13 protein-coding genes and 1 pseudogene are annotated in these 15,775 nt (G+C 51.2%); 10 read left to right on the forward strand and 4 right to left on the reverse strand.

Going from position 1 to position 15,775, the window contains the following annotated elements; genetic code table 11:
* Positions 1-225: 225 nt before the first annotated feature.
* Positions 226-1,881, reverse strand: coding sequence for a hypothetical protein (locus H6F76_RS08930; RefSeq protein ID WP_190507543.1), 1,656 nt, complete (start codon positions 1,879-1,881; stop codon positions 226-228).
* A 356-nt stretch (positions 1,882-2,237) separates the two neighbouring features.
* Here H6F76_RS08930 and H6F76_RS08935 point away from each other — a divergent pair, with 356 nt between their 5' ends.
* From H6F76_RS08935 to H6F76_RS08955, 5 genes are all read left to right on the forward strand, one after another.
* Complete coding sequence (locus H6F76_RS08935; protein WP_190448427.1) at positions 2,238-2,594, forward strand: iron-sulfur cluster assembly accessory protein; 357 nt, start codon at positions 2,238-2,240, stop codon at positions 2,592-2,594.
* Between the two features lie 149 nt (positions 2,595-2,743).
* Positions 2,744-3,166 (forward strand): tetratricopeptide repeat protein, encoded by a 423-nt coding sequence (locus H6F76_RS08940; RefSeq protein WP_190448428.1) that lies wholly within the window; start codon positions 2,744-2,746, stop codon positions 3,164-3,166.
* Between the two features lie 60 nt (positions 3,167-3,226).
* On the forward strand, positions 3,227-3,763 hold the full coding sequence (locus H6F76_RS08945; RefSeq protein ID WP_190448439.1) for a Ycf51 family protein: 537 nt from the start codon (positions 3,227-3,229) through the stop codon (positions 3,761-3,763).
* 138 nt (positions 3,764-3,901) lie between these two features.
* On the forward strand, positions 3,902-5,104 hold the full coding sequence (locus tag H6F76_RS08950; protein ID WP_190507545.1) for an iron-containing alcohol dehydrogenase family protein: 1,203 nt from the start codon (positions 3,902-3,904) through the stop codon (positions 5,102-5,104).
* Complete coding sequence (locus H6F76_RS08955) at positions 5,101-6,312, forward strand: aspartate aminotransferase (RefSeq protein ID WP_190507547.1); 1,212 nt, start codon at positions 5,101-5,103, stop codon at positions 6,310-6,312. The genes H6F76_RS08950 and H6F76_RS08955 overlap by 4 nt, the downstream gene beginning before the upstream one ends.
* Before the next feature lie 101 nt (positions 6,313-6,413).
* Here the strand turns inward: H6F76_RS08955 and hemB are convergent, their stop codons facing one another.
* Together hemB and rpiA are read right to left on the reverse strand one after the other, a co-directional pair.
* A complete protein-coding gene (gene hemB, locus H6F76_RS08960; RefSeq protein ID WP_190448431.1) occupies positions 6,414-7,397 on the reverse strand; it encodes a porphobilinogen synthase in 984 nt (327 codons plus the stop codon).
* 324 nt (positions 7,398-7,721) lie between these two features.
* The gene (gene rpiA, locus H6F76_RS08965; RefSeq protein ID WP_190507549.1) at positions 7,722-8,435 is read right to left on the reverse strand and encodes a ribose-5-phosphate isomerase RpiA; all 714 of its coding nucleotides are present in this window, start codon (positions 8,433-8,435) and stop codon (positions 7,722-7,724) included.
* Between the two features lie 190 nt (positions 8,436-8,625).
* Here rpiA and H6F76_RS08970 point away from each other — a divergent pair, with 190 nt between their 5' ends.
* The 5 genes from H6F76_RS08970 to H6F76_RS08990 all read left to right on the forward strand — a co-directional run bounded on the left by H6F76_RS08970 (position 8,626) and on the right by H6F76_RS08990 (position 15,543).
* Positions 8,626-9,624: a tetratricopeptide repeat protein gene (locus tag H6F76_RS08970; protein ID WP_190507551.1), complete on the forward strand. Its 999-nt coding sequence runs from the start codon at positions 8,626-8,628 to the stop codon at positions 9,622-9,624.
* Positions 9,625-9,976: 352 nt separating this feature from the next.
* Entirely contained in the window at positions 9,977-12,058 is a 2,082-nt protein-coding gene (locus tag H6F76_RS08975) for an NAD(P)H-quinone oxidoreductase subunit 5 (protein WP_190507553.1), read from the forward strand.
* Between the two features lie 217 nt (positions 12,059-12,275).
* On the forward strand, positions 12,276-13,877 hold the full coding sequence (ndhD1, locus tag H6F76_RS08980) for a photosynthetic/respiratory NAD(P)H-quinone oxidoreductase subunit D1 (RefSeq protein ID WP_190448435.1): 1,602 nt from the start codon (positions 12,276-12,278) through the stop codon (positions 13,875-13,877).
* A gap of 172 nt (positions 13,878-14,049) precedes the next feature.
* A complete protein-coding gene (locus H6F76_RS08985; protein ID WP_190507554.1) occupies positions 14,050-14,688 on the forward strand; it encodes a hypothetical protein in 639 nt (212 codons plus the stop codon).
* Positions 14,689-14,820: 132 nt separating this feature from the next.
* Positions 14,821-15,543 carry an XRE family transcriptional regulator gene (locus tag H6F76_RS08990; RefSeq protein ID WP_190507555.1) on the forward strand — a complete coding sequence of 241 codons (723 nt, stop codon included), beginning with the start codon at positions 14,821-14,823 and terminating at the stop codon, positions 15,541-15,543.
* 121 nt (positions 15,544-15,664) lie between these two features.
* On the opposite strand, the pseudogene H6F76_RS30360 reads toward H6F76_RS08990, so the two are convergent.
* Positions 15,665-15,775: pseudogene (locus tag H6F76_RS30360) on the reverse strand (IS982 family transposase); the annotation flags it as partial.

Below are 15,775 nucleotides of genomic sequence, written 5' to 3' on the forward strand. Positions count from 1 at the left end.
GTACAAAGTCTGGGCTGACAGCAAAGCGGTGGGCTAATTGACGAATTGAGCCTTCACCTTGATTGTAAAGACTGACAATCTTTTGGCGCAAGTCGCAGGAGTAAGGTCGCATCAAAAGAGAGAAAATCGGTTTATTCTGTTCCCTATCAGTGTACTGAGCAAACTTGCACACTGCTATAAGACGAGTGCAATAAGGCAATCAGTGATGCCAACCCGCAGCAACACCTAAAAATCTGCCGCTAACCGAAGCTGGAGTGTACCTAAACCCAGGTCTTTTGCCGTTAGGGAACGTGCCTCAAACAGCGCCACCATATCCTTAAATTGGGGCTTGCCGCGACTGGCTCCGGTTAGCCCCGTAGCAACAATTAAACCACAGCAGCCGTTTGTCTTCTTGCAGCGCTGATCCCACTTTTTGCGGGCAGCAATATGGGTAGGGTCATCGTCACCAAATTCACCAAACAGGTGCAGGTCGCCATTGCCTGTTTGAAACAGTCCTAAGTCGTAGTGTTCGCTGTCGAAAGGGTCGGCACCTGGGTTGAAACAAATGGCTTGCAGTCCGCCTGCTGCCTTGATCGCGCCGATTAAGGTCTTTGCCTTGGGTCGCGAAGTCTGAATCATAACCACGGGAAACCCATCGCCTGCTGCTTTTACCTCGGTCATTGGTTGATGCTCTGCCATGCCCGATCGCAGTAAGTCCAGCATGTCCCACGGCACTACACCTAGACTCAGAAAGGAGTTTTCAGGTACCAGATCGTCTCGTACAGCAGGAAAGCTTGCGTCGTCATCGTCTGTATCGGTCAGTGCCAGCAACTCGGCAGCCAGATCAGGCATGGTGGACACCTTGATCGCGATCGTCGCTGTTTTGGTTGCCTCATCTGCTGGTGCATCGACTATTACCTCGGCTGGTAGAGGAATGCGATAACGACTGCTAACGGCAGGAAAGGTATCTGGCTCAAACTTGGAGCGGTGCTGGCGCATGAAGCGATGGAAGGCTTCTAGGACAACCATTAGCGCCATTGCCTCTTCGTCATACAGAAAGGAACGTAACCCTTCAAGGGGGTGCAGATTGCCAAAGACAGGCTCGATCGCGTCGATCGTCGGCACGATGGACAGATTCACCCCCTCTTTCTCGTCACCTTCGTTCTCAAACGTGACAAACAGGCAATCTTGTCCTAAAAACGCCTCCTCCATGTCTTCCAGGGACTCATTCGTCAACACACGTTCCCGAAAACGCTGGAGTGATTCAAGCGAACGGTAGAATAAGACCCCAAACTCCATGCCTAACATCCCCATGACGGAGGCGTAGAGCGTGTCGATATCCCAGCGATTGACCTCGATCGCCAAGATTTGATGATCGGCAAACATATCCCACGGTGCATCATGCCAAAGTGTGATCGCCTTTTGCGTCAAGGCTTCAGCATATTGAGGTGGCAGTTGGGGTGGGCGGCTACTCACTGCATCCTGAAACCCACGAAAAATTTCGTCAATGAGCGGCAGTGAGGGCACATAGTCCAGCGTGATGTCTAGATCTTGCAGTACCCCTCGTAGATAAAACAGCAGTTCGCGATCGCTAACCACAATTTTCTGAGGACGTGCCGGACTGTTCGGGTTGTGCGGATGCTCCATTGCCCGGAGAAGGGTGCGTACGACAGCCTCTGAGCCTGTCTCTGGTGTGACCACATCCATCGCCCGCACCATGCCTTGCGAACCATCTACCCAAAGAATACACTCACCGTTTGGTTCTGAACCAGCGCCAGCATCCGTCCAATCAGCGCTTGAGGGCATCCCAGATACCAGCGGACGACGATCGCCTTCCCAGACACTAGCAATCTGCGGTAGTTGCTGAAGGCGGCGATGGGTAGAAAGGTTGAGCGCAGTCATAAAAAATAGAAAGCTTGTTTTAAAGACTGATCTGCCAAATGCAAGCCAGCCTAGACTGATTTGGCAGCAGCTAATTGGCAGCAGATATTCATCTTAAACACTAATCCGGTTCCTACTGCTGTTTCGTCTCTTGCAGTTTGGCGCGCAATTTATCTCGTCGTGCGATCATCTTGTCATGCGACCAACGGCTAAGGTGGCAATAACCTTTGCCAGTCTCCAGATCACAGAAATCTCTCTTCTTAACCAGTTGCCTCTCTTCAATAAGATGCGTTACCCCGGTGTGATTTATCCCTGATAGTATGGATAGATAGGTATGAACCCTTGGGATTGAACACTGGCAAGGAGCTTTATCAGCAATGACGCAAACAGCGCAATCGCAACGGCAGGGCATTCTCATGACAGATGCCGCTCTGAACCACGTGTTGCAGCTTCGAGAAAAGCAGGGGCAGGATCTATGCCTGCGTGTTGGTGTAAGGGGCGGTGGTTGCTCTGGGATGTCTTACACCATGAACTTTGAAGATGCTAGCAACATTCAGCCTACGGATGAGGTTTACGACTACGAGAGCTTTAAGGTTGTGTGCGATCCTAAAAGTCTGCTCTATCTCTATGGTTTAGTGCTTGATTATAGTGATGCGCTGATTGGCGGTGGTTTCCAATTCACGAACCCAAACGCTGATCAAACTTGTGGCTGCGGCAAATCGTTCTCAGCGTAGCTTCTTTAGTTGTTGGCGGTTAGTTTTTAGTTTTTAGTCTGAACTGCTAACAGCTAAAAACCAACAACGCTTATAGTTGTTAGCGGTTAGTTTTTAGTCTGAACTGCTGACAACTAGAAACCAACAACCAGTAACTCTCTTCCCTAACTATGACTCAAACTGTTGATGCGCTCTTTGATGAAGGTATTGAGCGCTACAAAGCAGGCGAAGCGCCCGAAACGCTGATTCCTGTCTTTAAAGAAGTCTGCGATCGTTCCCGCAAGAGTAGCTCTGCCTGGACGTGTCTTGCATGGCTGTACTTGTTGGTTGAGAAGCCTGCTCTAGCATTTGAAGCAGCGCAAAAAGCGGTCAAGCTTAACCCACAAGACGCACAGGCACGGGTCAATCTGGTGCTGGCGATGCTAGAAACCTCTAAAAAAGGGGTTCGGCAGCACATTGAACTGGTGCAGCAACTGGTGATGGCAGTGCCAGAACTGCGCGATGAAGTAGCACAAAATATTGAGGATGGCTTTGTACGCAAACCGGGCTGGCAAAGCTTGGAGCGGGTCAAAGCTTGGGTTTTTGAAGCTTAAATTGTCTGTTGAAGCTTGGTCTGTCTTAGCCTTATTCGCCGCTCCATTCGTCCCTACGTCATGTTTGGTCTTTCACTGGTTACGATCGCAATCTGGTCAGGGTACTTTACCCTCTTCTCTGCTGCTTTGATGGTATTGGGGTTGTTGTTAAAGTGGGGGATCCGGTTTCGGCTAGTTGGCATCACGGGCTTTATGGGCGTGTTGACGGGCGGTTTGTTTGCACTGGGTTTGGGGCTGCATGATCGCCCTCAGATTCCAGGTGCCGTCAAATTTACCCGCGTCTTTGACTCTGGAGCCTCTCAGGTGGTGATTGTGGTGCCTGCCACTATTACTGAAACGGCGCTGGATGCCACCTTACGGCAGGCTGCGGTAGACCTTTATTCGTCCGGTCGGCTGTCGCAGGGCGAGTCAACGATGACGATCCGTGCCCGTGCTTTATTGCACCCAGCACCGGGGGTTTCTCAACCTGTGTATCTGGGTCAGGTTAAGCCGTCGTTGCTGTCTCCTACTGATAACGAGATGGTTGTTGAAATCGACCATGATCAGTTTGCCCGCTTACCAAAACCATCCACTTCTGCACCATCTGCCGGAGCTTAGAAGACGAAAGGCTTTGGGTGCTTACTCTAGACTGACAAAAAGCTAGACTGACAAAAAGCACTTGTAAGCGCGTCAATTGCCATCTCAAGTGTTTGTCAGTGCTTTCACGTTCGTTCAGTGTCTCAACTCTACGCTGCTATGTCTACAACACTTTTACAACCGCTGCTTACGATCGCTCCCGCGCAAGTGTTACGTGGTAGAGAGTTGCTGGTTCAGTCGGGTCGTGCAATCGCGCGGCTGGGTCATCGTCCGCTGGTGATTGGCGGCAACCAAACGCTTGCTATAGTGAAACCGCAGTTGCAGCCAGTACTGGAGCGCGAACAGTTGTCGGTTGCCTGGATGTCTTACAGCCCTGATTGCAGCGAGACAACGCTGTCAAACCTCTATCAGGCAGTGGTTCAGCATCAAGCAGATGTGGTGATTGGCATTGGCGGCGGCAAAGCACTGGATACTGCCAAGCTGGTAGCCCATCAGCACCAGCTTCCTGTTGTGACGATGCCCACTTCAGCCGCGACCTGTGCTGCCTGGACAGCGCTTTCTAATGTGTATTCCGACGAGGGTGCCTTTCAGCATGATGTGGTTTTATCACGCTGCCCTAACCTCCTAGTGTTGGACTATGGATTAGTGCAAACAGCTCCTCGTCGCACTCTGGTTGCTGGCATTGGAGATGCGATCGCCAAATGGTATGAGGCGTCGGTGAGTAGCGGTCATTCTCAACAAACGTTAATTATCTCAGCCGTGCAGCAGGCACGAGTGTTGCGGGATCTGTTGTTTCAAAAAGCAGCGATCGCCCTGCAAGAGCCAGGTGGAGAAACCTGGCAGGAAGTTGTGGATGCTACGGTGCTGATGGCGGGCGTGATCGGCGGATTGGGTGGTGCCCAGTGCCGTACGGTTGCGGCTCATGCTGTACATAATGGCTTGACACACCTGCTTGCCAGTCACGGTACGCTGCATGGTGAAAAAGTCGCCTATGGGATTCTGGTGCAGTTGCGTCTAGAGGAAATTGTGCAGGGCAATCAGCTTGCAGCAACGGCGCGTCAGCAGCTCCTGAAGTTTTACAGCGCGATCGGGTTGCCGCAAACCCTGTATGACTTGGGGCTAGGAGCGATTTCGCTCGCCGATCTCCAGCAAGCCGCAGACATTGCCTGTGCTCATAGTTCTGACATTCATCGCCTCCCTTTCGCAGTGGAGCCAGCACAGTTGATGGCAGCAATGGTGTCAACCACCGCAGAGGTGAGGAGAGAGGAGAGAGGAGAGAGGAGTGAACAACCAGCCCCTCTCCCTGCTACTCCCCATTCCTCACCTCTTACCCCTAGCTCCACTAACGAGGTGACAGCATGAACCTGGATTGGATTAAGCCTGCTGATCGTCTGGGGTCGTTGCCTCCTTACGTGTTTGCTCGTTTGGATGAACTGAAAGTGCGTGCGCGTGAGCAAGGGTTAGACCTGATTGACCTGGGGATGGGCAATCCTGATGGACCTACGCCACAGCCTGTTGTTGAAGCGGCAATCGCGGCGCTGCAAAACCCTGCCAATCATGGCTATCCGCCTTTTGAAGGCACTGCCAGCTTTCGGCGCACGATTACGGATTGGTACTATCGTCGTTATAACGTCAAGCTTGATCCCGAAGGTGAAGCGCTGCCGCTGTTAGGTTCTAAAGAAGGCTTAACCCATCTCGCTATCGCGTATGTGAATCCAGGCGATCTAGTGCTGGTGCCCAGCCCGGCGTATCCAGCGCACTTTCGGGGACCACTCATTGCTGGAGCAACCATTCATAGCCTGATCCTCAAGCCTGATAACGGCTGGCTGATTGATGTGGCAGCGATTCCTGAGGCGATCGCTCAGCAAGCAAAAATCCTTTACTTCAATTACCCTAGCAACCCAACGGCTGCGACTGCTCCCCGCGAGTTCTTTGAAGAAATTGTTGACTTTGCCCGCCACTACGAAATTTTGCTCGTCCATGACCTTTGTTACGCGGAGCTTGCTTTTGACGGCTATCAGCCAACTAGCTTGCTCGAAATCCCTGGCGCAAAGGAGATTGGGGTCGAATTCCACACGCTTTCCAAAACCTACAATATGGCTGGCTGGCGCGTTGGCTTTGTCGTCGGCAATCGCCATATTGTTCAGGGCTTACGCACCCTGAAGACCAATCTGGACTACGGCATTTTTGCGGCGCTTCAAACAGCTGCAGAGACAGCTTTGCAGCTTCCCGATGTGTATCTGCATGACGTGCAAGCACGGTATCGCACCCGTCGCGATTTTCTCATTGAAGGGCTGGCAGAACTGGGTTGGACAGTGCCGAAACCAAACGCCACGATGTATCTCTGGGTGCCTTGCCCGGTAGGCGTTGGCTCTACAGATTTTGCGCTGTCGGTATTGCAAGAAACGGGTGTGGTGGTCACGCCTGGGAATGCGTTTGGCAGCGGTGGCGAAGGGTATGTCCGCGTGAGTCTCATTGCGGATTGCGATCGCCTCAGCGAAGCCTTGCGCCGCTTTAAGCAAGCAGGCATTTGTTACAAACCGGGTACGTTGGTTGCTAGTTCTGATTAATGGGCAATGTTCTAGATTGGTTGCTCTAATTTTGTAGGGACGCTACACAGAACGTCCCTACAAAATTAGAGCAACATATTTGAGGCACGACCCTCATTAAGCTAGGCGCTTAACCAGCGGGCAGCAGCTTTAGCATGATAGGTCAGGATCATATCGGCTCCGGCGCGCTTGAAACCCGTCAACGTTTCCATCACTACGCGCTGCTCATCAATCCAGCCGTTGAGGGCAGCAGCTTTAACCATCGCATATTCACCAGAGACGTTGTAGGCAGCAACGGGTAGATTGGTTGCTTCCTTCACGCGCCAGATGATGTCCATGTATGCCAAAGCGGGCTTCACCATCAGCATATCGGCACCTTCAGCAATGTCGAGTTCGATTTCTTTGATAGCTTCACGACCATTGCCAGGGTCCATCTGATAGGTACGACGATCGCCAAACTGAGGTGCAGAATCCGCCGCATCCCGGAACGGACCATAGTAAGCTGAGGCGTACTTGGCAGCGTAGGACATAATCGGCGTGTCTTCAAACCCTGCCGCATCTAATCCCGCACGAACTGCCTGCACAAACCCATCCATCATCCCAGAGGGCGCAATAATGTCAGCTCCTGCTTGAGCCTGGGAAACCGCCGTTTTCTTGAGCAATTCTAGGGTGGGGTCATTCAGCACCCGTCCGCTCAAATCGCCTACTTGGAGGTAGCCGCAGTGCCCATGGGCAGTATATTCGCAGAGGCACGTATCGGCAATAACGAGCAGGTCAGGAACAGCTTGCTTGACCGCTGCCGCTGCTTTTTGCACAATGCCGTGATCGTGCCATGCACCTGTAGCATCTGCATCTTTATCAGCAGGAATACCAAACAGGATGATAGCGGGAATGCCCAAGTCATAGACTTCCTTCGCTTCTTCCACAATTTTGTCTACTGAAAGCTGGAAGACTCCGGGCATAGAGCTTACTTCTTTAGCAATGCCCTCACCTGGTACGGCAAACAATGGATAAACGAGGTCGCTAGTGGTCAATACTGTTTCACGTACCATCCGACGAAGCTGGGGATGGCTGCGAAGGCGACGGGGACGCTGGTTTGGAAACATAGGATTGATGCGACGAGAGGACAAGGGGATGAGCGGTCAGCTATCAGCGGTCAGCAGTCAATGACTCAATGGTGTGGTGAAGTTGATCATTGATCGTGATTTGTGGATGACTTACCAAAAGCATGTGAGACTCAAAGCGTATCAAACTCAAGCTGAACGCTTTCTGCTGATTGCTTTAAAAGTCTAAAACGTTCTGTAGTTCCTTACCCACGTCTTTCGTTACGTTGTGTTGCAAGGAAAGCGAGGGCGGCACTCGGTGACACGTCGTTCGCTGGTTAGCCGTCAGCCGTCAGCCGTTAGCTTTCAGCTTTCAGCCATCATCCCTTAAAACTCCCTCACTGATGGCTTGCCATCAATGACTTCACCGACCAGCACCAAACTGGCAACGCCAACGAACAAGCCATTTTCAAGCACGCCAGGAATGTTGTTGAGGGTTTTCTCCAACTCGGCAGGGTTATCAATGCCAGCATCAAATTTTACGTCGATGACAAAGTTGCCTTGATCGGTAATGACGGGACCCGCTTTTTTGACACCCATACGGAGCTGAGGTTTGCCGCCCAATGCCGCGATCGCCTTCATCACAGGACTCATCGCCATGGGAATAACTTCTACAGGCAACAGGAACGTTGTGCCGAGTTTATCGACTAACTTGCCACCATCAACGACCACAATGAATTGATCGGCAAAGGCATCAACAATCTTTTCCTGCGTATGTGCTGCGCCGCCGCCTTTGATGAGGTTCTTCTGTGGATCGACTTCATCGGCACCATCAATCGCCAGATCAATGCGATCGACTTCATCCAGCGTTGTGAGTGGAATGCCATACTCCTTTGCCAGCACGATCGCCTGAAACGACGTACTTACACCTTTAATATCTTTCAGGTCGCCACGCTTAAGGCGATCGCCCAACGCCTGAATTGCAAAGGCTGTCGTTGACCCAGTGCCCAGTCCTACAATAGAACCTGACTGCACACGCGCGGCGGCAGCCTCACCAACTTGCTTTTTCGATTGTGTTGTCGGGTCAAGTTCAGTGCTCATAGGGGCATCTTGGAGTAGTGAGTTGTTAGAAAGGATAAAGGATGAAGGGTAGCTAAAAAGCCAATGGTTGAAGGAGCCAGGAATCCGAAGTCACATTTGGAATTTAAAACTCAAATTTTAATTACTAATCCTGCATCCTTTAGCCTTTCCTTCTGCCTTCGTCAGTCTACTATTGATGGGCGATCTTCCTATGAGTTGGCACGAAGATTTTTCTGAAACGGACTATCAGCAATACTGGCATCTGACACCTGAAGCGCGGGTGCAACTGTTGGCTGATAAGCAAACGACGGAGGGCTTGCAGACCCTTCTGTTGTATCAGCAAGGGCAGCAGGCGTTGGATAGTGGTGATGTCAACACGGCGATCGCCAGTTTTGCTGAGGCTTTGACGCTAAGACCGGGCTGGCAAGAGGTTTGGATCGGTCATGCTGCTGCGTTGCTGAAGGCGGGTGAGCCAGCAGTGGCGATCGTCAGTTGCGATCATGCGCTAGAACTAGACCCAAATGCGGCTGAAGCCTGGAGTTTGCGGGGCAAAGCGCTCTACCACCTTGGACGCTCTGAAGAGGCAACTAAAAGCTGCGATCGTGCCCTGGAGCTAAACCCTGACGATTATCAGACGTGGAGTATCCTCAGCGATGCCCTTAGCGACCAGGGACGCTACGAAGCCGCAGTCGTAAGTTACGACAAAGCGCTGGCGTTGAAACCGGATGAACCCTTCACCTGGGGCAGCAGGGGCGCGGCACTGCAAAAGCTAGGGCGCTATGAAGAAGCGGTTACCAGTTATGACAACCTTTTACAAGTAGAGCCAAAACGCCACAAACTTTGGCACCAGCGCGGGCTGGCGCTGCGAAAAATGCGTCGCTTTGATGCTGCGATCGCCAACTTTGATGAAGCACTCACCCTTCAACCTGACTTTTACCCCGCGACTCGTAGCAAATTGTTCTTGCTGCTGCAAACGGGACGACTCTTTCGCTACGTCATGGGCAGCAAAACGCTAGCAGAGCAGGCGAAAGTGACCAATGACCTGCGGAATGTGCTTGACTCTCTGATCAAAACGAAACTGCCAACACTGGTTGTTATCGCACTGGTTGTTCTTTCCAGCACCCACAGCCGAGTAACAGCGCTGACGATCGCGGGTATCTTCCTGCTCATTGCCACGATTGGCGGTTTCATTACAGAAGCCAAACGCTAAGGAATAGCAAGTTAAATAGTTTCCCTGGTGATCCCGTACATCTGCGGAATTTCTCTTACTGATTGATAGTGCTTAGACTGATAACGCTTAAAGCTTCTAAGAGAGCGTCAATCCAGGGTAAGTGAAACTTGGCACACCTCTGTCTTAATCATGTCTTTATCTGCACATAGCTACTGCAAGTTCCCTTTATGAGGCATCCTGCTGAGAGTCGTTTTATTACTGGGTTTGGGCGTGTTAAATCGTAGGAAAGCAAGAATGTTGTGTTCGCACCCGACAGTTTCTTGTTAAGTGTGTGTCACAATGTAAACGGTTTTCCCGACCATACGAAGCACTTTCACCATAGGCATGAGCAATGGAAGCAATCTATCAGTACGCCTGGCTGATTCCAGTCTTGCCGCTGGCTGGCGCAATGATTGTAGGCTTGGGGCTAATCTCCTTCAACAAAGCGACGAATAAACTGCGGCAGGTTAACTCAATTTTTCTCGTCTCGTTGATTGGGGCGACGTTGGTGCTATCTGGGGCACTGTTGTGGAGCCAGTGGAATGGGCACGCTCCCTACACTCAGATGATTGAGTGGGCATCAGCGGGCGATTTCCATCTCCGCATGGGCTACACCATCGACCACCTTACTGCTCTCATGCTGGTGATTGTGACAACGGTGGCATTCCTTGTCATGATCTACACCGATGGTTACATGGCGCATGACCCGAGCTATGTGCGGTTCTACGCCTACCTGAGCCTGTTTAGCGCTTCGATGCTTGGTCTGGTGCTGAGTCCAAACCTGGTGCAGGTCTATATCTTTTGGGAACTGGTGGGGATGTGTTCCTACCTGCTGATCGGCTTTTGGTTCGATCGCAAAGGCGCGGCTGATGCGTGCCAAAAAGCGTTTGTAACGAACCGGGTCGGTGACTTTGGTTTGCTGCTTGGTATTCTTGGGCTTTACTGGGCAACGCAGAGCTTTGATTTTGCGACGATCGGCGAACGACTGCAAGATTTGGTAGAAACGGGTGCTCTTAGCGGTGGACTTGCAGCACTCTTTGCCATTCTGATTTTCTTAGGACCTGTGGCGAAGTCGGCGCAGTTTCCGCTTCATGTATGGCTACCGGATGCTATGGAGGGTCCAACTCCGATTTCAGCGCTGATCCATGCAGCGACGATGGTGGCGGCTGGTGTCTTCCTGATTGCCCGGATGTTTCCTGTGTTTGAAGGCATCCCAGTTGTGATGGATGTCATCGCTTACACAGGTGCGTTCACAGCATTTTTGGGAGCATCGATCGCCATCACTCAGAACGATATCAAGAAAGGCTTGGCTTATTCCACCATGTCGCAGTTAGGTTACATGGTTATGGCAATGGGCGTAGGGTCCTACAGCGCTGGTATGTTCCACCTGATGACGCACGCTTATTTCAAGGCAATGCTCTTCCTGGGATCGGGTTCGGTCATTCATGGAATGGAGCATGTGGTAGGGCACAACCCGGCATACGCGCAGGATATGCGGCTGATGGGCGGCTTGCGGAAATATATGCCCTATACAGGCATCACCTTTTTGATTGGGACGTTGGCGATTTCGGGGATTCCACCGTTTGCAGGCTTCTGGTCAAAGGACGAGATTCTCGGTAATGCCTTTGCGGCAAACCCAGTGCTGTGGGGTGTCGGTTATCTGACAGCAGGAATCACGGCATTCTATATGTTTCGGATGTATATCTTGACGTTTGAGGGTGGGTTTCGGGGCAATGATGCTACGGCACGCCAACTGATCAAGGTCGAGCAACTGCAAGCCCAAGGTCTAACCTTTGGTCCCGGTGCCATGAATCCTCAAGAGCTAACGCTGGCAGCTGATCATCATCACGCTGAGAGCGCACATGATGACCATGAGCACCACAGTGAATCGCCTCACGAATCGCCGTTTACGATGACGCTGCCGTTGGTGATTCTGGCAATACCATCCATGCTGATTGGGCTGGTAGGCACACCGTTTGCAAACTACTTTGAAGCCTTTATTCATGCTCCTGGCGAAGCGGTGGAGCTTGCGGCAGAGGGTGGCGAAAACCTGAATGAGTTTCTTGTTATGGCAGGTAGCTCAGTCGGCATCTCGCTCCTTGGTATCTCGCTGGCGATTCTGATGTATGGGCAGAAGAAGATTAACCCAGCGGCGATCGCTGCCAAGATTCCTACGCTTTATCAGCTATCGAAAAACAAATGGTACTTCGACGATATTTACCACAATGTTTTTGTTCTGGGCAGTCGTCGTTTAGCGCGGCAAGTTCTGGAAGTCGATTACAAAGTGGTTGATGGCGTTGTGAATTTGGCAGGGTTAGTCACGCTGCTTACTGGTGAATTGCTTAAGTATGTTGAGAATGGTCGTGCTCAGTTCTATGCACTGATTGTGTTTGCAGCGGTGCTTGGTCTAGTGATCTTCTCTGGCATAGCTTAAGAAGTTGTTAGCGGTTAGTTGTTAGTGGAGAGAGGCAGATACACTACTCTAAAACCTGGCAGCTTGACGCTAACGAGAATTGGGCTGTGGCTGGCGGTCTCTGAGTGACAAACGCTTGAGTTGCCTTTCAACGAGTTTCAGCCAATGTATGTCTAAGCGCTCAATTCAACGCTTTAGAAACCTGTTCTAATAACTAACAACTAATAACTGGTTACTGATGCTTACTGCTAATTTCCCCTGGCTAACGACTAGCATCCTGTTTCCGATCGCAGCCTCGCTGTTGATTCCCTTCATCCCTGACAAGGATGGCAAGACAATTCGCTGGTATGCCCTTGTCGTAGGGCTGATTGATTTCGCAATTCTGGTCTACGCCTTTTATAACTATTACGATTTCTCCACCTCAGAGATGCAGCTTTTTGAGAGCTATACCTGGGTGCCTCAGCTAGACCTGAATTGGTCTGTCGGTGCTGATGGGCTATCAATGCCGCTCATCTTGCTGACGGGCTTTATCACAACACTGGCAACGCTGGCAGCGTGGCCCGTCACGCTGAAGCCGCGCTTGTTTTATTTCTTGCTGCTGACGATGTACGGTGGGCAGATCGCTGTTTTTGCAGTACAGGATATGCTGCTGTTCTTCCTGACGTGGGAGTTGGAGCTTATTCCGATTTATTTGCTGCTGTCGATCTGGGGTGGCAAAAAGCGTCATTATGCAGCGACGAAGTTTATTCTGTATACGGCTGGGGGATCGCTGTTTATTCTGCTGTCAGCGCTGGGGATGGCATTCTATGGCGATACAGTCACCTTTGATATGCGATCGCTTATGCAAAAGGACTTCCCCCTGACCTTGCAGCTTTGGTTTTATACCGGGTTTCTGATTGCCTACGCGGTGAAACTCCCCATCATTCCGCTACACACTTGGTTGCCTGACGCGCATGGTGAAGCAACGGCTCCAGTGCATATGTTGCTGGCAGGCATTCTGCTGAAAATGGGTGGCTATGCCCTCATTCGGATGAATGCGGAGATGCTGCCAGCGGCACACGCAACAGTGGCACCAGCGCTGGTGATCCTGGGGGTCGTCAACATTATCTATGCGGCACTGACTTCGTTTGCCCAGCGAAACCTCAAGCGCAAGATTGCCTACTCTTCGATTTCGCATATGGGCTTTGTGCTGCTGGGGATCGCTTCCTTTACCGATCTCGGTCTCAGCGGTGCCGTGCTGCAAATGGTGTCTCACGGTTTGATTGGTGCCAGTCTCTTCTTCCTGGTCGGTGCTACCTACGATCGCACCCACACGTTGATGCTGGATGAAATGGGTGGTGTGGGTCAAAAGATGCCAAAGATCTTCTCCATGTTTACCGCTTGCTCGCTGGCATCTTTAGCGTTACCGGGTATGAGCGGTTTTGTTGCTGAACTGATGGTATTTGTTGGTTTTGCGACCAGCGATGCCTATGCTCCGCCCTTCAAGGTGCTAGTGGTGATGCTGGCGGCGGTTGGTGTAATTCTCACGCCAATTTACTTGCTGTCGATGCTCCGCGAGATTTTCTACGGTCCTGAAAACAAGACGCTCACATCCCACGAGCAGTTAATGGACGCAGAACCCCGTGAGGTGTTTATTATCTCAGCGCTGCTGGTGCCGATTATCGGGATTGGGCTTTACCCCAAGCTACTCACGCAGATTTACGATGTGAAGACGCAACAGCTAACAGCTCGGCTCCGCGAGCAAGTGCCGTCTCTGGCTCAAAAGACACCAACGGAGACGATCCTTCAGGCGTTCAAGCCAGAACTGCTCAAAGCACCGACCCTTGATCGCGTGCAGTAGCGCTCTTATGCTGATAACGCATTAGGGCTGAATACTGCCTTTTATAATCCTAAAAATCTCTGGTTTTGTTGACCGACTAGTGTTGAGAACCAGAGATTTTTTCTTAGTTGCTGCATAAATTACTAAAATAGCTTGCAACTATAGAGACGCGCTTGCAGCGAGGTTATAAGCAATGTCTGAACTACTGCTAGAAAACCGAGATTACACGGTCATTATTGCGAAAACGGCTGCTAGCATTGTGCCGAGTGTGCCGGGGTTCGCAACGTCTTGGGTCGCTGCCCATGATGCAGTGCTCGCGCTGGTGTCAAAATGTGAGACTCTAGACCCCGATGGCATCACCCTGTACATTTCCTCGCATCAAGATCCATCCGGTTCGTTTAAACAATACAAGCAGGTCACGCCTGATCAACTAGAGTTTGTGTTTGAGGCAAACTATCCGCCGGAGAGCCTCAACCTGTTGGATGGTTTACAGGCAGCCCTGGATAGCTACTTTACGCGCAAGGCGGCAGGGCAAACAAAACCTAATGGCGAAATCATCATTGTGCTCATTGATGGTGAACCCCGCGATCGCATGGCAATTGTGAGGGCGATCGTCGATGCTACCCAGAAAATGGAGCGTAGTCAGGAACTGGGCATTGGTTTCGCTCAAGTTGGCGATGACCTGATTGCAAGAGGCTTTCTGGCATCCCTGGATGAAGATTTACGCGCTAAAGCGGGTGCAAAATTTGACATTGTGAAGACAAAAATTCTAGAAACAATTGAACCCGCGTGTCTAACTCAGTTTTTGTTGGATATTCTAAGCGCGTCATGACGTTACAGCTTTGACGTTTTACGTAACAAAAAGCGACCTTTACGACCGCTCTGGAATGGGTGGCATGAGCCAAAATGGTGGGTGGTAAGTATAACTGAAGCGATCGCGTTATTGCATTAAGGGGGTAGGCGAGTGGAAGACAATACCAACCTTTTCTGGTTTGGTTTTCTGGTCGAGTTCGTCTTTATTCTGGCGATCGTCAAGTTGGTCGATGCTGGCTCCAAAAGTAACGGCAAGTTGGATGCCGAGCGCAATCGCTTAAAGCGAGACTACCAAAGACTTGAGCAGGAATTGCAGCTCAAAACAGAATTGATGCAGGAGAACCTTCGCTTGCAGGCATTACGGCAACGCACTGACCAGGTAATGCAGCAACCCCACCAGCTGGAGTTGTTGTCGCCAGAACCTGCGACGAGCGAAACGCTCGAACTGCAAGCCGCACTCCAGAAAGAGAACGATCGACTCTCACAAGAATGCTTACGGCTGCAACAAGCACTGCAACAGCAGGAAATCGCACTCACAACAACGCTGCGCCACTCACTCTTCAAGCAGTTACAAGTGCTATTTACCCACTATCCGAGCGTCAACAAAATCATTGAGACACGTCCCGATTTACCTGCCAAAAACGTCGTGCCAATGTTTGTACCGCTAGAAAACCTTGTGCAGAGCTGGGGATATGAGCAAATTGGTGCAGTGTGGGAACAGGTCGCATACGATCCAACGCTTCACCAACCTGATACCCCTGATATTGAAGCTGGAGAGTTAGTCTATGTTCGTTTTGTGGGCTATCGGGATGGGAGCATAGTCCTTAGCCCTGCCAAGGTGAGTCGCACACTAACAAAGACGATCGGTGCCTAGTGGATCGATGCTCAAGTGATGCTGCTAGCTCGGTTTTGCCGCTGCGCCTGTTTCGATGCTCCAGCACTTTCATCAGCCAGCGCTTGCTCCTCGGTCAATGTAGAGCTAACGTCAGTTCGGGTTAAGCCGGAAGGAGCAAATTGTGGTCAAGGGCAATGGATGGCTTCTTTGGCTGATGGCAATAGGCAATCAATCCGCCCAAGATATTGACAAAGCAATTGACTGGAGAACG

Source organism: Leptolyngbya sp. FACHB-321 (genome assembly GCF_014695975.1).
Classification (GTDB): Bacteria; Cyanobacteriota; Cyanobacteriia; order Leptolyngbyales; family Leptolyngbyaceae; genus Stenomitos.

Bases quoted from the DNA above. Each gene is read 5' to 3' on its own strand.
- rpiA (WP_190507549.1), bottom strand. From the start codon at position 8,435: ATGAGCACTGAACTTGACCCGACAACACAATCGAAAAAGCAAGTTGGT.
- H6F76_RS08935 (WP_190448427.1), top strand. From the start codon at position 2,238: ATGACGCAAACAGCGCAATCGCAACGGCAGGGCATTCTCATGACAGAT.
- H6F76_RS08930 (WP_190507543.1), bottom strand. From the start codon at position 1,881: ATGACTGCGCTCAACCTTTCTACCCATCGCCGCCTTCAGCAACTACCG.
- H6F76_RS08945 (WP_190448439.1), top strand. From the start codon at position 3,227: ATGTTTGGTCTTTCACTGGTTACGATCGCAATCTGGTCAGGGTACTTT.
- H6F76_RS08940 (WP_190448428.1), top strand. From the start codon at position 2,744: ATGACTCAAACTGTTGATGCGCTCTTTGATGAAGGTATTGAGCGCTAC.
- ndhD1 (WP_190448435.1), top strand. From the start codon at position 12,276: ATGCTTACTGCTAATTTCCCCTGGCTAACGACTAGCATCCTGTTTCCG.
- H6F76_RS08970 (WP_190507551.1), top strand. From the start codon at position 8,626: ATGAGTTGGCACGAAGATTTTTCTGAAACGGACTATCAGCAATACTGG.
- H6F76_RS08955 (WP_190507547.1), top strand. From the start codon at position 5,101: ATGAACCTGGATTGGATTAAGCCTGCTGATCGTCTGGGGTCGTTGCCT.
- H6F76_RS08950 (WP_190507545.1), top strand. From the start codon at position 3,902: ATGTCTACAACACTTTTACAACCGCTGCTTACGATCGCTCCCGCGCAA.
- H6F76_RS08975 (WP_190507553.1), top strand. From the start codon at position 9,977: ATGGAAGCAATCTATCAGTACGCCTGGCTGATTCCAGTCTTGCCGCTG.
- hemB (WP_190448431.1), bottom strand. From the start codon at position 7,397: ATGTTTCCAAACCAGCGTCCCCGTCGCCTTCGCAGCCATCCCCAGCTT.
- H6F76_RS08985 (WP_190507554.1), top strand. From the start codon at position 14,050: ATGTCTGAACTACTGCTAGAAAACCGAGATTACACGGTCATTATTGCG.